This is a genomic window from Bacillus spizizenii TU-B-10, assembly GCF_000227465.1.
GTDB lineage: Bacteria > Bacillota > Bacilli > Bacillales > Bacillaceae > Bacillus > Bacillus spizizenii.
The window spans coordinates 4,068,440-4,084,182 of sequence record NC_016047.1 but is presented as its reverse complement, the minus strand read 5'-3'; the positions used below and the strand labels follow the sequence as shown (position 1 = coordinate 4,084,182).

The 15,743-nt window shown below is 44.8% G+C and carries 13 protein-coding genes; 8 read left to right on the top strand and 5 right to left on the bottom strand.

The window, feature by feature from the left end; genetic code table 11:
- Positions 1-166 precede the first annotated feature (166 nt).
- Positions 167-2,047: a molecular chaperone HtpG gene (htpG, locus tag GYO_RS42450; protein WP_014115783.1), complete on the top strand. Its 1,881-nt coding sequence runs from the start codon at positions 167-169 to the stop codon at positions 2,045-2,047.
- Between the two features lie 36 nt (positions 2,048-2,083).
- Here the strand turns inward: htpG and GYO_RS42445 are convergent, their stop codons facing one another.
- The 5 genes from GYO_RS42445 to iolR form a co-directional block, all read right to left on the bottom strand.
- A complete protein-coding gene (locus tag GYO_RS42445) occupies positions 2,084-3,469 on the bottom strand; it encodes a sugar porter family MFS transporter (protein WP_014115782.1) in 1,386 nt (461 codons plus the stop codon).
- A gap of 228 nt (positions 3,470-3,697) precedes the next feature.
- Positions 3,698-4,003, bottom strand: coding sequence for a DUF2653 family protein (locus GYO_RS42440; RefSeq protein ID WP_014115781.1), 306 nt, complete (start codon positions 4,001-4,003; stop codon positions 3,698-3,700).
- 3 nt (positions 4,004-4,006) lie between these two features.
- Positions 4,007-4,657, bottom strand: a complete 651-nt coding sequence (locus tag GYO_RS42435) for a hypothetical protein (protein WP_014115780.1) — start codon at positions 4,655-4,657, stop codon at positions 4,007-4,009.
- A gap of 317 nt (positions 4,658-4,974) precedes the next feature.
- Positions 4,975-5,907 (bottom strand): aldo/keto reductase, encoded by a 933-nt coding sequence (locus GYO_RS42430; protein WP_014115779.1) that lies wholly within the window; start codon positions 5,905-5,907, stop codon positions 4,975-4,977.
- 53 nt (positions 5,908-5,960) lie between these two features.
- Positions 5,961-6,716 (bottom strand): myo-inositol utilization transcriptional regulator IolR, encoded by a 756-nt coding sequence (iolR, locus tag GYO_RS42425; protein ID WP_014115778.1) that lies wholly within the window; start codon positions 6,714-6,716, stop codon positions 5,961-5,963.
- A 417-nt stretch (positions 6,717-7,133) separates the two neighbouring features.
- On the opposite strand from iolR, the gene iolA reads away from it, so the two are divergent.
- The 7 genes from iolA (at position 7,134) to iolG (ending at position 15,732) form a co-directional block, all read left to right on the top strand.
- A complete protein-coding gene (gene iolA, locus GYO_RS42420) occupies positions 7,134-8,597 on the top strand; it encodes a methylmalonate-semialdehyde dehydrogenase (protein WP_014115777.1) in 1,464 nt (487 codons plus the stop codon).
- 74 nt (positions 8,598-8,671) lie between these two features.
- Entirely contained in the window at positions 8,672-9,487 is an 816-nt protein-coding gene (iolB, locus tag GYO_RS42415; RefSeq protein ID WP_014115776.1) for a 5-deoxy-glucuronate isomerase, read from the top strand.
- Positions 9,488-9,510: 23 nt separating this feature from the next.
- The gene (gene iolC / locus GYO_RS42410) at positions 9,511-10,488 is read left to right on the top strand and encodes a 5-dehydro-2-deoxygluconokinase (protein WP_014115775.1); all 978 of its coding nucleotides are present in this window, start codon (positions 9,511-9,513) and stop codon (positions 10,486-10,488) included.
- Positions 10,489-10,520: 32 nt separating this feature from the next.
- The gene (gene iolD, locus GYO_RS42405) at positions 10,521-12,434 is read left to right on the top strand and encodes a 3D-(3,5/4)-trihydroxycyclohexane-1,2-dione acylhydrolase (decyclizing) (protein ID WP_014115774.1); all 1,914 of its coding nucleotides are present in this window, start codon (positions 10,521-10,523) and stop codon (positions 12,432-12,434) included.
- A gap of 16 nt (positions 12,435-12,450) precedes the next feature.
- Positions 12,451-13,344 carry a myo-inosose-2 dehydratase gene (gene iolE, locus GYO_RS42400; protein WP_014115773.1) on the top strand — a complete coding sequence of 298 codons (894 nt, stop codon included), beginning with the start codon at positions 12,451-12,453 and terminating at the stop codon, positions 13,342-13,344.
- A 14-nt stretch (positions 13,345-13,358) separates the two neighbouring features.
- The gene (iolF, locus tag GYO_RS42395) at positions 13,359-14,675 is read left to right on the top strand and encodes a myo-inositol transporter IolF (protein WP_014115772.1); all 1,317 of its coding nucleotides are present in this window, start codon (positions 13,359-13,361) and stop codon (positions 14,673-14,675) included.
- 22 nt (positions 14,676-14,697) lie between these two features.
- Positions 14,698-15,732, top strand: coding sequence for a bifunctional inositol 2-dehydrogenase/D-chiro-inositol 1-dehydrogenase (iolG, locus tag GYO_RS42390; protein ID WP_014115771.1), 1,035 nt, complete (start codon positions 14,698-14,700; stop codon positions 15,730-15,732).
- The last annotated feature ends 11 nt before the right edge of the window (positions 15,733-15,743 follow it).

The following is a 15,743-nucleotide window of genomic DNA, read 5'->3' as shown; positions in this document are numbered from 1 at the left end:
TTTATGAGAATGACTGAGAAAAAATAGTGAAAGCAAACCTAAATAGTGTTAAATTTACATATATATGCATCTATCAATCTAATTGACAATTGTCACAGCATATGATAAATAGATGCTGAAAAGAGTTTACATAGCGTAACAACATATCAAAAAGGAGCGATCTAGAGTGGCTAAAAAAGAGTTTAAAGCAGAGTCCAAACGACTGCTGGATATGATGATTAACTCCATTTATACCCAAAAAGAAATTTTCCTGCGCGAGTTAATCTCCAATTCGAGTGACGCGATTGACAAGATCTATTACAAAGCGCTGACGGACGATGCGCTTACGTTTGATAAAGACAGTTACTACATAAAGGTCGCAGCTGATAAAAGTGCGAGAACATTAACGATCTCTGATACGGGGATCGGGATGACAAAGGATGAGCTTGAGCAGCATCTCGGCACCATTGCAAAAAGCGGTTCCCTTGCGTTTAAAAAGGAAAACGAGCTGAAAGACGGCCATGACATCATCGGGCAATTCGGTGTCGGCTTTTACGCGGCGTTTATGGTTGCTGATGTCGTGACTGTCATCAGTAAGGCGCTCGGCAGCGAAGAGGCGTATAAATGGGAGTCTGCGGGTGCAGACGGCTATACGATTGAGCCGTGTGAAAAGGATTCTGTCGGTACAGACATTATCCTGAAAATCAAAGAGAATACAGAAGATGACAGCTATGACGAGTTCTTAGAAGAATATCGTTTAAAAGCAATCATTAAAAAGTACTCCGACTTCATTCGCTACCCGATCAAAATGGATACAACCATTAATAAGCCGAAGGAAGGCAGCGAAAATGAATTTGAAGAGGTACAGGAAGAACAGACAGTCAACAGCATGGTGCCGATCTGGAGAAAAAACAAAAGCGAGCTGACAGATGAGGACTATGAAAAGTTTTATGCTGAAAAGCATTACGGGTTTGATAAACCGCTGACACACGTTCATATCAGTGTGGATGGCGCCGTTCGCTACAACGCGATTTTATTTATTCCTGAAAACATGCCGTTTGACTATTATTCTAAGGAATATGAGAAAGGCTTGGAGCTGTATTCTAATGGCGTTCTGATCATGAACAAATGCGCGGATCTGCTTCCGGACCACTTCAGCTTCGTGAAAGGCATGGTCGATTCTGAGGATCTGTCTCTGAACATTTCCAGAGAAATGCTCCAGCATGACCGCCAGCTGAAGCTGATCGCGAAAAATATCAGCAAAAAAATCAAAAGCGAGCTGCAAAGCCTGCTGAAAAAAGACCGAGAGAAATACGAGACGTTCTACAAATCATTCGGCAGACAGCTGAAATTCGGCGTGTACAATGATTTTGGCGCGAATAAGGATCAATTGAAGGACCTCTTATTATTCTACTCTTCCAAAGAGAAAAAACTGGTCAGCTTAGATGAGTACGTATCCAGAATGCCCGAGGAGCAGAAATACATTTATTATGCGACCGGTGATTCATACGATCGCATAGAAAAACTGCCGCAAACGGAAATGGTAGCGGACAAAGGCTATGAAATTCTCTACTTCACTGAGGACATTGATGAGTTTGCGATTAAAATGCTGCCATCTTATCAGGAAAAAGAGTTTAAATCCGTATCAAGCGGAGACCTAGGCATAGACACGGATGAGGACCAAAAGCAGTCCGAGGAAGAAGAAAGCAAGTACAAGGATCTGTTTGAGGAAATGAAAAACATTCTGTCAGATAAAGTGAAAAACGTCAGAATCTCAAAACGACTCAAATCACATCCGGTCTGCCTTGCTGCTGACGGCGAAGTGACAATCGAGATGGAAAAAATCTTAAACGCGATGCCGGACAGCCAAAATGTAAAGGCGGAAAAAGTGCTTGAAATCAACCCGAATCATGAGGTATTCCAAACGCTGCAGGACGCATTTGAACAGGATAAAGAGAAGCTGAGCCTCTACACAAATCTTCTGTACAATCAGGCGCTTCTCATCGAAGGCTTACCGATTCAGGACCCTGTGGAATTCACGAACAATATTTGCAAGGTTATGGTGTAATAAAAAAGGAATCGTCCCTTGAGACGATTCCTTTTTTTATAATGTACGCTCACTCAGCACTTGGTTTTGGCTGCTTTTCTTCTTTTTAAACCGTTTTTTCAGGCTTGCTTCAATTTCCTCCAAGCTTTTCCCTTTGGTTTCCGGAACCATGTAGAGGGCGAAGAAAAATGAAAGCAGGCAGATGACTGAAAAAATTGTAAAGACCCATGCGATGCCCATGGCGCTGAGCATCAGCGGGAAGACGAGCGACACGATCAGGTTGGTTGCTGATAACACTAAAGTAGTAAAGCCTGTTGCGGCTCCGCGTACTTTGGATGGGAAGAGCTCAGGCATCAGAACCCATACAACCGGACCCCATGTTGCCTGGTAAAATACGATATAGACTCCGAGAAAAACGACAGTCAGCCATGCTGTTGATGTAGAGAGACCCAGTGTCAGGAGCACAGCTGCTAATGCAGCCAAGCTCAGTGTAATGCCGACGCTTCCCCAAATCAGCAGCTTTTTGCGGCCGATGCGGTCGATCAAAATCATAGCTGTAATACACATCATCACGTTGAGTACACCGATACCCATTGTGCCGAGCACTGACGCCGATGTGCCGAGACCGGCCTTTGTAAAAATGGTTGGCGCATAGTAGATGACCGTGTTAATGCCGACCGCCTGCTGAAAAACGGCAAGGCCGATGCCAATGAGAAGCATAGGACGAATCCATTTTGCTTTTAGCAAACCAAGTGTTGTTTCTTTTTTCCCAGCTTCCGCTTCTTTCATATCTGCTAGTTCCTGCTCAATATTTTCTTGGTCATGAGTGATTTTCATAATGTCTTTCGCTTCATCTTCACGCCCGCGCTTTACGAGCCATCTTGGTGATTCAGGCATAAATGCGATCCCGATTAATAAAAGCACTGCAGGCACCGCAGCCAGTCCCACCATCCAGCGCCACGCTTCAAACGGCGTGAACAGATAGTTTACGATATATGCTAATAAAATACCGGTAACAACCATTAAGTTGTTCATTGTGCCGAGTGTCCCGCGGATTTTCGTCGGTGCCATTTCTGACAGGTACACGGGCACAAGCGCCGTTGAACCGCCGACGGCCAACCCGAGTATCACCCGAGATGCAATCAGCATGCCGACCGTTTGAGAAAACGCGCAAGCGAGCGCACCAATAATAAAAATGATGGAAAGCACAAATACAACTTTTCTCCTGCCCCAGCGATCGGAGCATGTGCCGCTTAAGGCAGAACCGAAAATCGCGCCAAGGAGCAGCATGCTGACAACCAATCCTTCTGTCAATGTCGTTAAAGGAATATCATTGTTGATAAACAGCAGCGCTCCAGAGATGACGCCCGTATCATAACCGTAAAGCAGCCCTCCTAAAGCGCCAAAAAAGTAGATCAAATATTTCCTTGTGTTTGTCTTCACAAATGTTCCCCCTCAGTTGTTAGGCCAATGAGTATCTCTTATGTTTAACAAAGTTAATAGAGTAGTACCCTTTTCCTATCTGATTTGAAACATTTGTTTTAAAAAAGTTAGCGATTTTTACGTAAGGTGACAGATCCAGTGAGTACGGGAATGCTAAGCATCTCAAAGCATATGCCCAGGACAAATCATCATAAAAAACCTTACTCGCACGGAGTAAGGTTTTGATTTTTATTCTCCCTCGTTGACGAAAACCAAGGCGGAGAATCCTTTTTTCTTATCAAATTGCAATTCAACTGCTGTAACGTCTGGATTGAAGTTGTGGTATTCCTCTAAGAACTGAATAATGCCTTCTGAAATGTCATCTGACACAAGCTGCTTGTGGTGCAGGCCATATTTGGCTTCAGCGAAGAATCCTGTCCGCTTGTTGTAAGACAGCTCTTTTACTTCAACGTCCTCAGGGTAAATCTCTTCTTCATTAGAAATATACACACAAATCCCGTCTACAACTTCTTGCTCATTTAATACTAATTTCATTACCTAAAAGCTCCTTCTGTACGTCTTCGGTGTTTTGAATGCGCGGATCAATGCGATGACAATGAGTAAAATAATGATCAGAGCAATGACGTCAACGATCCAGGCAATTGGTGAAGCGCCATAAGAAACATAGCCTGGGCCCCCGACTGGATGATAGGTGTAACCCCAAGGGTGCATCATGCTGATCATGAACATGCCCATTGTAAATCCGCTATAATATCCAAACCATCCCGATGGCGAGAATCCTGCATTGTAGTAATGATTGACTGAAACATAACGTCCGCCAACATAAGCTTTAGACGTTTTTCCGCTGTATGTCTTTCCGCTTACTTTTGAGGTGGCGCCGGAAAATGTGCCTGACGATTTTTTAGCGCTTGATGAGCTAGACTTTTCCGAAGGTTTCTTTTTTAGAGAAATCGATGATGATGAATCGTCAGACGTCTTGGGATTTTTGCTTGAAGAGCTTGCTCCTGAACTATAGTTTGATTTTGGGCTGGATTTATAGCTTCCGCTGTATGATGAGCTTGAACTTCGGCTGCTGTAACTAGATGATGAGCGGCCGCTAAAACTTTTTGCATGAGAAATGGTTGATGGCAGCAGTACACCTAAAGCAACGATTACTGCAACAAAAGCTTTTACATATGTAAGTTTCATTCTGTTTCCTCCATAGACCGCCGAAACGGCCCGTTATTCTAAGCAGCAAATAAAAATAGCTGGTCAGATTTTTTTAACACATGAGTCTCTTATTTCTAGATGATACTAACGTTTCATATCTTGTTTTGCTTTTTCAATCACTTTCTTTCTGAGATAACCTACCTTTATTTTATCGGATTTATGGCTCTTTTTGTAAGTTTTTGCTTCAAAATCAGTTATTCACTGAAGCTGCTAATTCATCAAGCATCATAGGATGATAGATCAATTTTGCACAAATAAAAACAGCCTTCCCAGTGGGGAAGGCTGTTTTCTGCTTCTTATGAGAACAGCTTATCAATAAACGAAATATCCTCTTGAGAAAGCGTCACGTCAGCTGTTTTGATGTTATCAATCAACTGATCGGCACGTTTTGCTCCAGGGATTAAAATATCAATTTCCGGTCTTGTCAAATACCAAGCCAATACGATGTGTGGGATGTCTACGTTGTGCTTTTCAGCAATCGGCGCAAGCTTGTTGACCTTTCTGATATTTTCTTTGAAACGCTCGCCCTTGAAGTGTTCCTGTTCGTTTCGCAGGTCTCCTTCAGGGAACGTTGTATCTTCTGTATACTTTCCGGCCAATAATCCTGATACGAGCGGGAAGTAAGGGATAAATGAAATATTATGCTCCTTCGTATACGGGAAGAATGTCTTTTCCGCTTCACGGTTTAACAGGTTGTATTCGCCTTGCAATACATCTACCAATCCGTCTTTGTTTGCTTCTTTCAATTGCTCTAAAGAGAAGTTGGATACACCGATGGAGCGGATTTTTCCGGCTTGCTTCATCTCATTCAGCGCGTTGACAGCTTCATCCTTAGGCGTATGTTCGTCCGGGAAGTGAATGTAGAACAAATCGATATAATCCGTATTCAAACGCTTCAGGCTTTCATCAACTGATTTCTTAAGGAATTCTGGTGAATTATCAAAGACAAAGTCATTTCCTTGTTTTCTGTGCGCGGCTTTCGTCGCGATGACAACATCTTCACGGTTGAATTCGCGCAGCACTTCACCAATTAATTCTTCGGAACGGCCGATCCCGTAAATATAAGCGGTATCTAACATCGTCACGCCATTACGGATCGCCTCGCGAACCAATTCTTTTCCGGTTTCTTCATTCAGGTTCGGGTAGAGGTTATGTCCTCCGACAGCATTTGTTCCTAACCCGATAGGGAATACCTGCAAGTCTGATTTTCCGAGCGTAGCTTTTTTCATGATCTGCCTCCTAGAATAAAATGGATGAAAGACTCTCAACACTATTGTAACCGCTAGGCCAGATGAATGCCGATTTGGTGCTCATTGCAATACTGCGTGTACTCGTCATCTAATGGCTGGGATGTCACAATGCAATGCAGCCTGTCAAACGGCGCATACGTCAGTAGCGTTGATTTTCCGAATTTAGAATGGTCAGCCAATAAATACACTTCTTTTGCTTTTTCCGAAATCCTTTTTTTAATTTCGTACTCGAGCAGATCCGAATTGGTCAATCCGTGTGTCAGCGTCGTTCCGGTAGCAGACATAAAGGCTTTGTTGATATTGTACTTATCAAGCATAGCCGGGTCGTCCATGCCGACAAAGGAGCGCGTTTTTCTCTTATAATTGTTTCCGATAATGATTAAGTTGATATGCTTCAAAGCTGATGCTGCATTGATAATGTCTAAACTGTTGGTTAAAATGGTGACATTTTTGGCAGGATCAAGCGTATCGAGAATAGACTTTGTTGTTGTTCCTGAATCAATGAAAATCAAATCGTGATCGTCAATAAAACGGGAAGCATAGTGAGCAATCTTTGTTTTTTCATCTTGGTGCTGAATGGTGCGATTCTCAAAAGGAACTAATGCGGTTTTCTCAATAGATGTTACGCCGCCGTATACTTTTTCAATCGCACCCTTTTCTGTTAGCTTGTTGATATCACGTCTGACTGTGTTTTTAGAGACATTGAACACCTGGCACAGCTCATCTAAGGAAACAGTGCCATGCGATAAAATGTACTCCTCCATTTCCTGAATCCGCATCAGTTTCATATAAATAAACTCCTTCTTGAATCTTTACGTAACATAAATATATAATAAAACCCAAGAGTTGATCAATAGTTGCTTAAAAAATGATAACATCGGTGTATATCTTTTGCAAGATTCGATGGACTTCTCGTTACTCTCTTAATGAGTTAAAAGATTAGTATAATAAAAATAATGAAAAAATTTAGTGTTTATGATTGACTTATGGGTATTATGCGATTAGAATATAACCAAGAAATGACCAAAAAGTAACCTGTTGTGCATGAATTGGTTGCTTGTATCTAAAATTGCATCGCCTTTTATTTTTTTGGTTTTTTTGAAAGCGTTTAATTCTTGGCTTACTGAAACAGTGGATATTGATATGAATCTATCCTGAACCATCCATACAAGTGTATGTGTTTACTAATGAAGGAGGCAATAAGAATGGCAGAAATCAGAAAATTAAAAAACTACATCAACGGTGAATGGGTTGAAAGCAAAACAGATAAATACGAAGACGTTGTGAATCCGGCGACGAAAGAAGTGCTGTGCCAAGTGCCGATTTCAACAAAAGAGGATATCGATTACGCAGCGCAAACAGCGTCTGAGGCGTTTAAAACTTGGTCAAAAGTGGCGGTTCCGCGCCGTGCCAGAATCCTATTTAACTTCCAGCAGCTGCTGTCTCAGCATAGAGAAGAACTTGCTCATCTGATTACCATTGAAAATGGAAAAAACACAAAAGAAGCTCTTGGAGAAGTGGGACGCGGAATTGAAAACGTAGAATTCGCGGCTGGAGCACCTTCCCTGATGATGGGTGACTCACTTGCTTCCATTGCAACAGATGTTGAAGCGGCCAACTACCGCTACCCAATCGGAGTTGTCGGCGGAATCGCGCCATTCAACTTCCCGATGATGGTTCCTTGCTGGATGTTCCCGATGGCAATCGCGCTCGGCAACACATTTATTTTAAAACCATCTGAGCGGACACCGCTGTTAACAGAGAAATTGGTTGAACTTTTTGAAAAAGCGGGCCTTCCGAAAGGGGTATTCAACGTCGTATACGGTGCGCATGACGTTGTGAACGGCATCCTCGAGCATCCTGAAATTAAAGCGATTTCATTCGTAGGCTCCAAGCCGGTCGGCGAATATGTCTACAAAAAAGGAAGCGAAAACTTAAAACGCGTTCAATCTCTGACTGGCGCGAAAAACCATACGATTGTCCTGAACGATGCGAATCTCGAAGACACAATCACAAACATTATTGGAGCAGCCTTCGGTTCTGCCGGTGAACGCTGCATGGCTTGTGCGGTTGTGACGGTTGAAGAAGGAATCGCTGATGAGTTTATGGCGAAGCTGCAGGAAAAAGTGGCTGACATTAAAATCGGTAACGGCCTTGATGACGGCGTGTTCTTAGGACCGGTTATTCGCGAAGACAACAAGCAGCGCACGCTCAGCTATATCGAAAAAGGGCTTGAAGAAGGCGCGAGACTCGTATGTGACGGACGTGAAAATGTGTCTGACGACGGCTACTTTGTCGGCCCGACGATCTTTGATAATGTCACGACAGAGATGACGATCTGGAAAGATGAAATTTTTGCTCCGGTCTTATCTGTCATCCGCGTGAAACACCTAAAAGAAGCAATTGAGATTGCCAATAAGTCTGAGTTTGCGAACGGTGCTTGCCTGTTCACATCCAACTCAAACGCAATCCGCTACTTCCGTGAAAACATTGATGCGGGTATGCTCGGCATCAACTTGGGTGTTCCGGCTCCGATGGCGTTCTTCCCATTCTCAGGCTGGAAGTCATCATTCTTTGGAACGCTGCATGCGAACGGAAAAGACAGCGTCGACTTCTATACACGTAAAAAAGTGGTTACGGCAAGATATCCGGCACCTGATTTCAACTAAACGACGAACATCCGAACGGCGTCCATGTGCGCTGTTCGGACTCATTCTTACAATAGAAAGAGGAGGGCTTCACTATGAGTTATTTGTTGCGTAAGCCGCAGTCGAATGAAGTATCTAATGGGGTCAAACTGGTGCACGAAGTAACAAAATCCAACTCTGATCTCACCTATGTAGAGTTTAAAGTGTTAGATCTCGCTTCCGGTTCCAGCTATGCAGAAGAATTGAAAAAACAAGAAATCTGTATTGTTGCGGTCACAGGAAAAATTACAGTCACCGATCATGAGTCAACTTTTGAGAATATCGGCACGCGTGAAAGCGTATTCGAACGAAAACCGACAGACAGCGTCTATATTTCAAATGATCGTGCATTTGAGATCACAGCGGTCAGCGACGCAAGAGTGGCGCTTTGCTATTCTCCATCGGAAAAACAGCTTCCGACAAAGCTGATCAAAGCGGAAGACAACGGAATTGAGCATCGCGGGAAGTTTTCAAACAAACGTACTGTTCACAACATTCTTCCGGATTCAGACCCTTCAGCTAACAGCCTATTAGTAGTTGAAGTCTATACAGACAGCGGCAACTGGTCCAGCTACCCGCCTCATAAACACGATCAAGACAACTTGCCGGAGGAATCTTTCTTAGAAGAAACGTACTACCATGAATTAGACCCGGGACAGGGCTTTGTGTTTCAGCGTGTATACACAGATGACCGCTCTATTGACGAGACAATGACTGTAGAAAATGAAAACGTTGTCATTGTTCCTGCTGGATACCACCCGGTAGGCGTGCCGGACGGATACACATCCTACTATTTAAATGTCATGGCAGGGCCGACGCGGAAATGGAAGTTTCATAATGACCTGGCGCATGAGTGGATTTTAGAACGCTAACAAGTGAGGAGTGGCTGTTTACGATGAAGTATACATTCAATGAAGAGAAGGCTTTTGATATTGTTGCCATCGGCCGGGCATGTATTGATCTGAACGCAGTCGAATACAACCGCCCAATGGAAGAAACGATGACATTTTCGAAATATGTCGGCGGTTCACCTGCGAATATCGCGATCGGAAGCGCGAAGCTTGGCTTAAAAGCGGGCTTTATCGGCAAAATTCCAGATGACCAGCATGGAAGATTCATAGAGTCTTATATGAGAAATACCGGCGTTGATACAACGCAGATGATTGTTGATCAAGATGGACACAAAGCAGGTCTTGCATTTACAGAAATCCTCAGTCCTGAAGAATGCAGCATCTTAATGTATCGCGATGATGTGGCGGATCTTTATCTTGAGCCTTCAGAGGTAAGCGAGGACTATATCGCAAATGCGAAAATGCTGCTTGTTTCCGGGACAGCGCTCGCCAAAAGCCCGTCACGGGAAGCGGTGTTAAAAGCTGTTCAATATGCGAAAAAGCATCAGGTCAAAGTGGTGTTCGAACTGGATTACCGCCCGTATACGTGGCAGTCAGCAGATGAAACAGCCGTTTACTATTCTTTGGTTGCCGAGCAGTCTGATATCGTCATCGGCACACGCGATGAATTTGATGTGATGGAAAACCGCACAGGCGGAAGCAATGAAGAATCCGTCAATCATTTATTTGACCATTCAGCCGACCTCGTTGTCATCAAACACGGCGTCGAAGGCTCTTATGCATACAGCAAATCAGGCGAGGTATTCCGCGCCCAAGCGTACAAGACAAAAGTGCTGAAAACCTTTGGAGCCGGTGATTCCTATGCGTCAGCCTTTATCTATGGCCTTGTCCGCGGAAAAGACATCGAAACGGCATTGAAATACGGCAGCGCTTCAGCCTCCATTGTGGTGAGCAAGCACAGTTCGTCAGAAGCGATGCCGACTGCGGATGAAATCGTACAGCTTATTGAAGCACAGTCATAATTGAAAAAGATCGAGTAAAGGTGGGATCGTTTGTGGGTAAGAAAATTCGCTTAACAACAGCACAAGCGCTGATTAAATTCTTAAACCAGCAGTACATCCATGTAGATGGAAAGGAAGAGCCTTTTGTAGAAGGGATTTTCACAATTTTCGGTCATGGAAACGTGTTAGGGATTGGCCAGGCGCTTGAGCAGGATGCAGGCCATTTGAAAGTCTATCAAGGGAAGAATGAACAAGGAATGGCGCATGCCGCAATGGCGTACAGCAAACAAATGCTGAGAAGAAAAATATATGCGGTCTCTACATCCGTCGGACCGGGAGCGGCCAACTTAGTGGCGGCAGCCGGTACTGCATTGGCAAACAATATCCCGGTTCTCTTGATTCCGGCAGATACATTTGCGACAAGACAGCCAGACCCTGTACTGCAGCAAATGGAGCAAGAATACAGTGCGGCGATTACAACAAACGATGCATTGAAACCTGTATCGAGATACTGGGACCGCATTACGCGCCCTGAGCAGCTTATGAGCAGTTTGCTGCGCGCGTTTGAAGTCATGACTGATCCGGCAAAAGCAGGTCCGGCAACGATTTGTATTTCTCAGGATGTCGAAGGAGAAGCATACGATTTTGATGAAAGTTTCTTCGTCAAACGGGTTCACTATATTGATCGCATGCAGCCGAGCGAGCGCGAGCTTCAAGGTGCGGCGGAGCTGATTAAAGCCAGCAAAAATCCTGTAATCCTCGTCGGCGGAGGCGCAAAATACTCCGGTGCGCGCGATGAATTGGTTGCCATTTCTGAAGCGTATAACATTCCGTTAGTTGAAACGCAGGCAGGAAAGTCGACAGTTGAAGCTGATTTTGCGAACAACCTTGGCGGAATGGGCATCACAGGTACACTCGCGGCAAATAAAGCGGCCCGCCAAGCTGATTTGATTATTGGTATCGGCACAAGATATACGGATTTTGCGACATCCTCTAAGACTGCTTTTGATTTTGATAAAGCGAAGTTTCTAAACATCAATGTCAGCCGAATGCAGGCGTATAAACTCGATGCGTTCCAAGTGGTAGCGGATGCGAAAGTGACGCTTGGCAAACTGCACGGCCTGCTTGAAGGCTATAAGAGTGAATTCGGCTCAACGATTAAGGAGCTGAAGGACGAATGGCTCGCTGAACGCGAACGCCTCAGCAAAGTGACGTTTAAACGGGAAGCATTTGATCCGGAAATCAAAAATCATTTCTCTCAAGAGGTTCTAAATGAATACGCTGACGCGTTGAATACTGAGCTTCCGCAAACAACGGCATTGCTGACAATCAACGAGACGATCCCTGAAGACAGTGTGATCATCTGCTCAGCAGGCTCCCTTCCAGGAGATTTGCAGCGTCTGTGGCATTCAAATGTTCCGAATACGTATCACCTGGAATACGGGTATTCCTGCATGGGCTATGAAGTGTCCGGGACACTGGGTCTGAAACTGGCCCACCCTGACAGAGAAGTGTATTCCATTGTCGGAGACGGCAGCTTTCTGATGCTTCACTCCGAGCTGATTACGGCGATTCAGTACAACAAGAAAATCAATGTGCTGCTCTTTGATAACTCTGGTTTTGGATGTATCAACAACTTGCAAATGGATCATGGCAGCGGCAGCTACTATTGTGAGTTCCGCACAGATGACAACCAGATTTTAAATGTCGATTATGCGAAAGTTGCTGAGGGATACGGCGCGAAAACCTACCGTGCAAACACAGTAGAAGAATTAAAAGCGGCGTTAGAGGATGCGAAGAAACAAGACGTATCAACGTTAATTGAAATGAAGGTTCTGCCAAAAACAATGACTGACGGCTATGACAGCTGGTGGCATGTCGGCGTAGCAGAGGTGTCTGAACAAGAAAGCGTTCAGAAAGCATACGAAGCAAAAGAGAAAATGCTGGAATCTGCGAAGCAGTATTAGAGGGGAGGCACCATAGATGGGCAAAAATGAAATCCTGTGGGGGATCGCTCCCATTGGATGGCGGAATGATGATATGCCTGAAATTGGAGCGGGAAATACACTTCAGCATTTGTTAAGTGATATTGTTGTCGCACGTTTTCAAGGCACGGAGGTCGGGGGCTTTTTCCCCGAACCTGCCATCCTGAACAAAGAGCTGAAGCTTCGGAATTTACGCATTGCGGGAAAATGGTTCAGCAGTTTTATTTTGCGTGACGGACTTGGTGAAGCGGCAAAAGCATTTACCCTGCATTGTGAGTATTTGCAGCAAGTAAACGCGGATGTCGCAGTTGTCTCTGAACAAACCTACAGCGTGCAAAGCTTGGAGAAAAACGTGTTCACAGAGAAGCCGCACTTTACGGATGATGAATGGGAACGGCTTTGCGAAGGGCTGAATCACCTTGGCAAAATTGCTGACCAGCATGGCCTGAAGCTCGTCTATCATCACCATCTCGGTACTGGCGTCCAAACGGCAGAAGAAGTCGACCGCCTGATGGCAGGAACAGACCCTGCGCATGTACACCTCCTTTATGATACAGGCCATGCGTATATTTCTGACGGTGACTACTTGGGGATGCTTGAGAAGCATATCAACCGCATTAAGCATGTGCACTTTAAAGATGCCCGCCTGAATGTCATGGAACAATGCAGGCTTGAAGGGAAATCGTTTCAGCAATCGTTTTTAAAAGGCATGTTTACGGTTCCCGGTGATGGATGCATTGATTTTAGAGAAGTATATCAGCAGCTGTTGAAGCACGATTATTCCGGATGGATTGTCGTTGAAGCTGAACAGGACCCCGATGTTGCAAACCCGCTTGAGTATGCATTGATCGCGAGAAACTATATTGATGAGCAGTTGTTGGATCTGGCTTAATGGGGACTGAATATATGGGTAATACCAATGGAGATTCGGCCTTCAATAAACGGACAATCGCAGCAGCATTGGCCAACTATATTGATGCAGGTTCCATTGTGGCGGGCTCTGCTGGTTTATCATTATGGGTCAGTTACCTAAAGCTATCTGATACGCAAATCGGGCTGCTCGGCGCGCTAAGCGCAAACGCAATTTCTGCCGCTGTCGGCGCACTGCTTGGCGGGTATCTAGCTGATAAAGTCGGGCGGAAGGCTGTTTATACCAATAGCATGCTGGTTTATGCAATAGGGATTTGTTTGGTTCTGTTTGGGGTTAATTTCCCCATGTTGTTAAGCGGTTACATGATCATCGGTTTATCAGTAGGAGCTGATATTACCGCATCATGGACCATTATTGCAGAAAATGCGCCAAAGAAAAATCGGGCCCGTCATTGCGGCGTGGCACAAGTCGCTTGGGCAGCAGGGGCAGTCGTTGTGCTGCTTCTCTCCGTACTGGTCGGTGATTTAGGCCTCTTGGGGAATAAAATCGTATTTGCCCATCTGCTTGTCATTGCGCTGATTACGTACATCCTGAGAATCAGGCTTCCGGAGTCAGACGCCTGGCAGGCAAAAAATCAGCCGGGAGATGCTCAGGAAGAGAAGCCGGCCGTACTGAACAAAACATCGTATTTTGATTTGCTCAAGCCTATGTATCTAAAAAGCATACTGTTTTTGATGGGTGTGTACCTGGTTTGGAATTTAGCCGCCGGGGTGATGGGCTTCTTCATGCCATACATTTATCAGCAGGTCGGCGGTGTATCTGCCAACATGGCAAACCTTTTGCAAATGGGACTGTTTATCTTCACAGGGTTGGGGGTCGCTTTAATCTTCATGCCCTTTGCCGACAAATATAGAAAAACCGTATTTGGAATCGCCGCTTTTATGGCAGTGATCGGATGGACGCTGTTTCTGCTGCCGGTTGAAGGCCTGCCTGTTCTGCTTCTGTTTATTGTCGTGATCGGCATCAATAACGGAGCCGGGCAGCAAGCCAACTATCAGTTATGGGCCAGTGAAATCTTTCCTACGCAATATCGTGCTTCTGCACAAGGACTGATGTTTTTCCTCGTCCGTATTTCAATAGGGATTTGGAGTCTGTTTGTCCCAATGATTATGACCAATTTCGGCATTGGAACGATGGCTGCAATTCTCCTCGGATGTGTGACGGCCAGTATGATCATCGGGCTTCTCTTCGCGCCGAATACGTCTGGCAAGTCGCTTGAACAAATTCAGGAGGAACTCTACGGATCTCCTCAGAGCCAAGTAAAGCAAGGAACAGAAAGCAAAATGATGTAACCAACAGAAGGAGTGGCTGTCAATGAGTTTACGTATTGGCGTAATTGGAACTGGAGCAATTGGAAAAGAACATATTAACCGTATTACGAACAAGCTGTCCGGCGCAGAAATCGTTGCTGTAACGGATGTCAATCAAGAAGCTGCACAAAAGGTCGTTGAGCAATACCAATTAAACGCGACGGTTTATCCGAATGATGACAGCCTGCTTGCAGACGAAAATGTAGATGCTGTCTTAGTGACAAGCTGGGGTCCTGCGCATGAATCGAGTGTGCTGAAAGCGATTAAAGCCCAGAAATATGTGTTCTGTGAAAAACCGCTCGCGACAACGGCTGAAGGATGCATGCGCATCGTCGAAGAGGAAATCAAAGTGGGCAAACGCCTAGTTCAAGTTGGCTTCATGCGCCGTTATGACAGCGGTTACGTACAGCTAAAGGAAGCACTCGATAATCATGTTATTGGCGAGCCGCTTATGATTCACTGCGCGCACCGCAACCCGACTGTGGGAGATAACTACACAACGGATATGGCCGTAGTCGACACGCTTGTTCATGAAATTGATGTACTGCACTGGCTCGTCAATGATGACTACGAGTCCGTTCAAGTCATCTATCCAAAAAAATCGAAAAATGCACTTCCGCATTTGAAAGATCCGCAAATCGTATTGATTGAAACGAAAGGCGGCATCGTCATCAATGCTGAAATCTATGTGAACTGTAAATACGGCTATGACATTCAATGTGAAATTGTAGGAGAAGACGGCGTCATCAAGCTTCCTGAACCATCAAGCATCAGCATGAGAAAAGAAGGCAAATTCAGCACAGATATTCTGATGGATTGGCAGAGACGCTTTGTGGCTGCGTACGATGTGGAAATCCAAGACTTCATTGATTCGATTCAAAAGAAAGGCGAGGTCAGCGGGCCGACGGCATGGGACGGCTATATTGCTGCTGTTACGACTGACGCGTGTGTAAAAGCCCAGGAATCTGGACAAAAAGAAAAGGTTGAATTGAAGGAAAAACCGGAATTCTATCAATCGTTTACAACAGTTAAAAATTAAAAAAATAGAGG

Bases quoted from the DNA above. Each gene is read 5' to 3' on its own strand.
- GYO_RS42440 (WP_014115781.1), bottom strand. From the start codon at position 4,003: ATGAAATTAGTATTAAATGAGCAAGAAGTTGTAGACGGGATTTGTGTG.
- GYO_RS42435 (WP_014115780.1), bottom strand. From the start codon at position 4,657: ATGAAACTTACATATGTAAAAGCTTTTGTTGCAGTAATCGTTGCTTTA.
- GYO_RS42430 (WP_014115779.1), bottom strand. From the start codon at position 5,907: ATGAAAAAAGCTACGCTCGGAAAATCAGACTTGCAGGTATTCCCTATC.
- iolR (WP_014115778.1), bottom strand. From the start codon at position 6,716: ATGAAACTGATGCGGATTCAGGAAATGGAGGAGTACATTTTATCGCAT.
- iolA (WP_014115777.1), top strand. From the start codon at position 7,134: ATGGCAGAAATCAGAAAATTAAAAAACTACATCAACGGTGAATGGGTT.
- iolB (WP_014115776.1), top strand. From the start codon at position 8,672: ATGAGTTATTTGTTGCGTAAGCCGCAGTCGAATGAAGTATCTAATGGG.
- iolC (WP_014115775.1), top strand. From the start codon at position 9,511: ATGAAGTATACATTCAATGAAGAGAAGGCTTTTGATATTGTTGCCATC.
- iolE (WP_014115773.1), top strand. From the start codon at position 12,451: ATGGGCAAAAATGAAATCCTGTGGGGGATCGCTCCCATTGGATGGCGG.
- iolF (WP_014115772.1), top strand. From the start codon at position 13,359: ATGGGTAATACCAATGGAGATTCGGCCTTCAATAAACGGACAATCGCA.
- iolG (WP_014115771.1), top strand. From the start codon at position 14,698: ATGAGTTTACGTATTGGCGTAATTGGAACTGGAGCAATTGGAAAAGAA.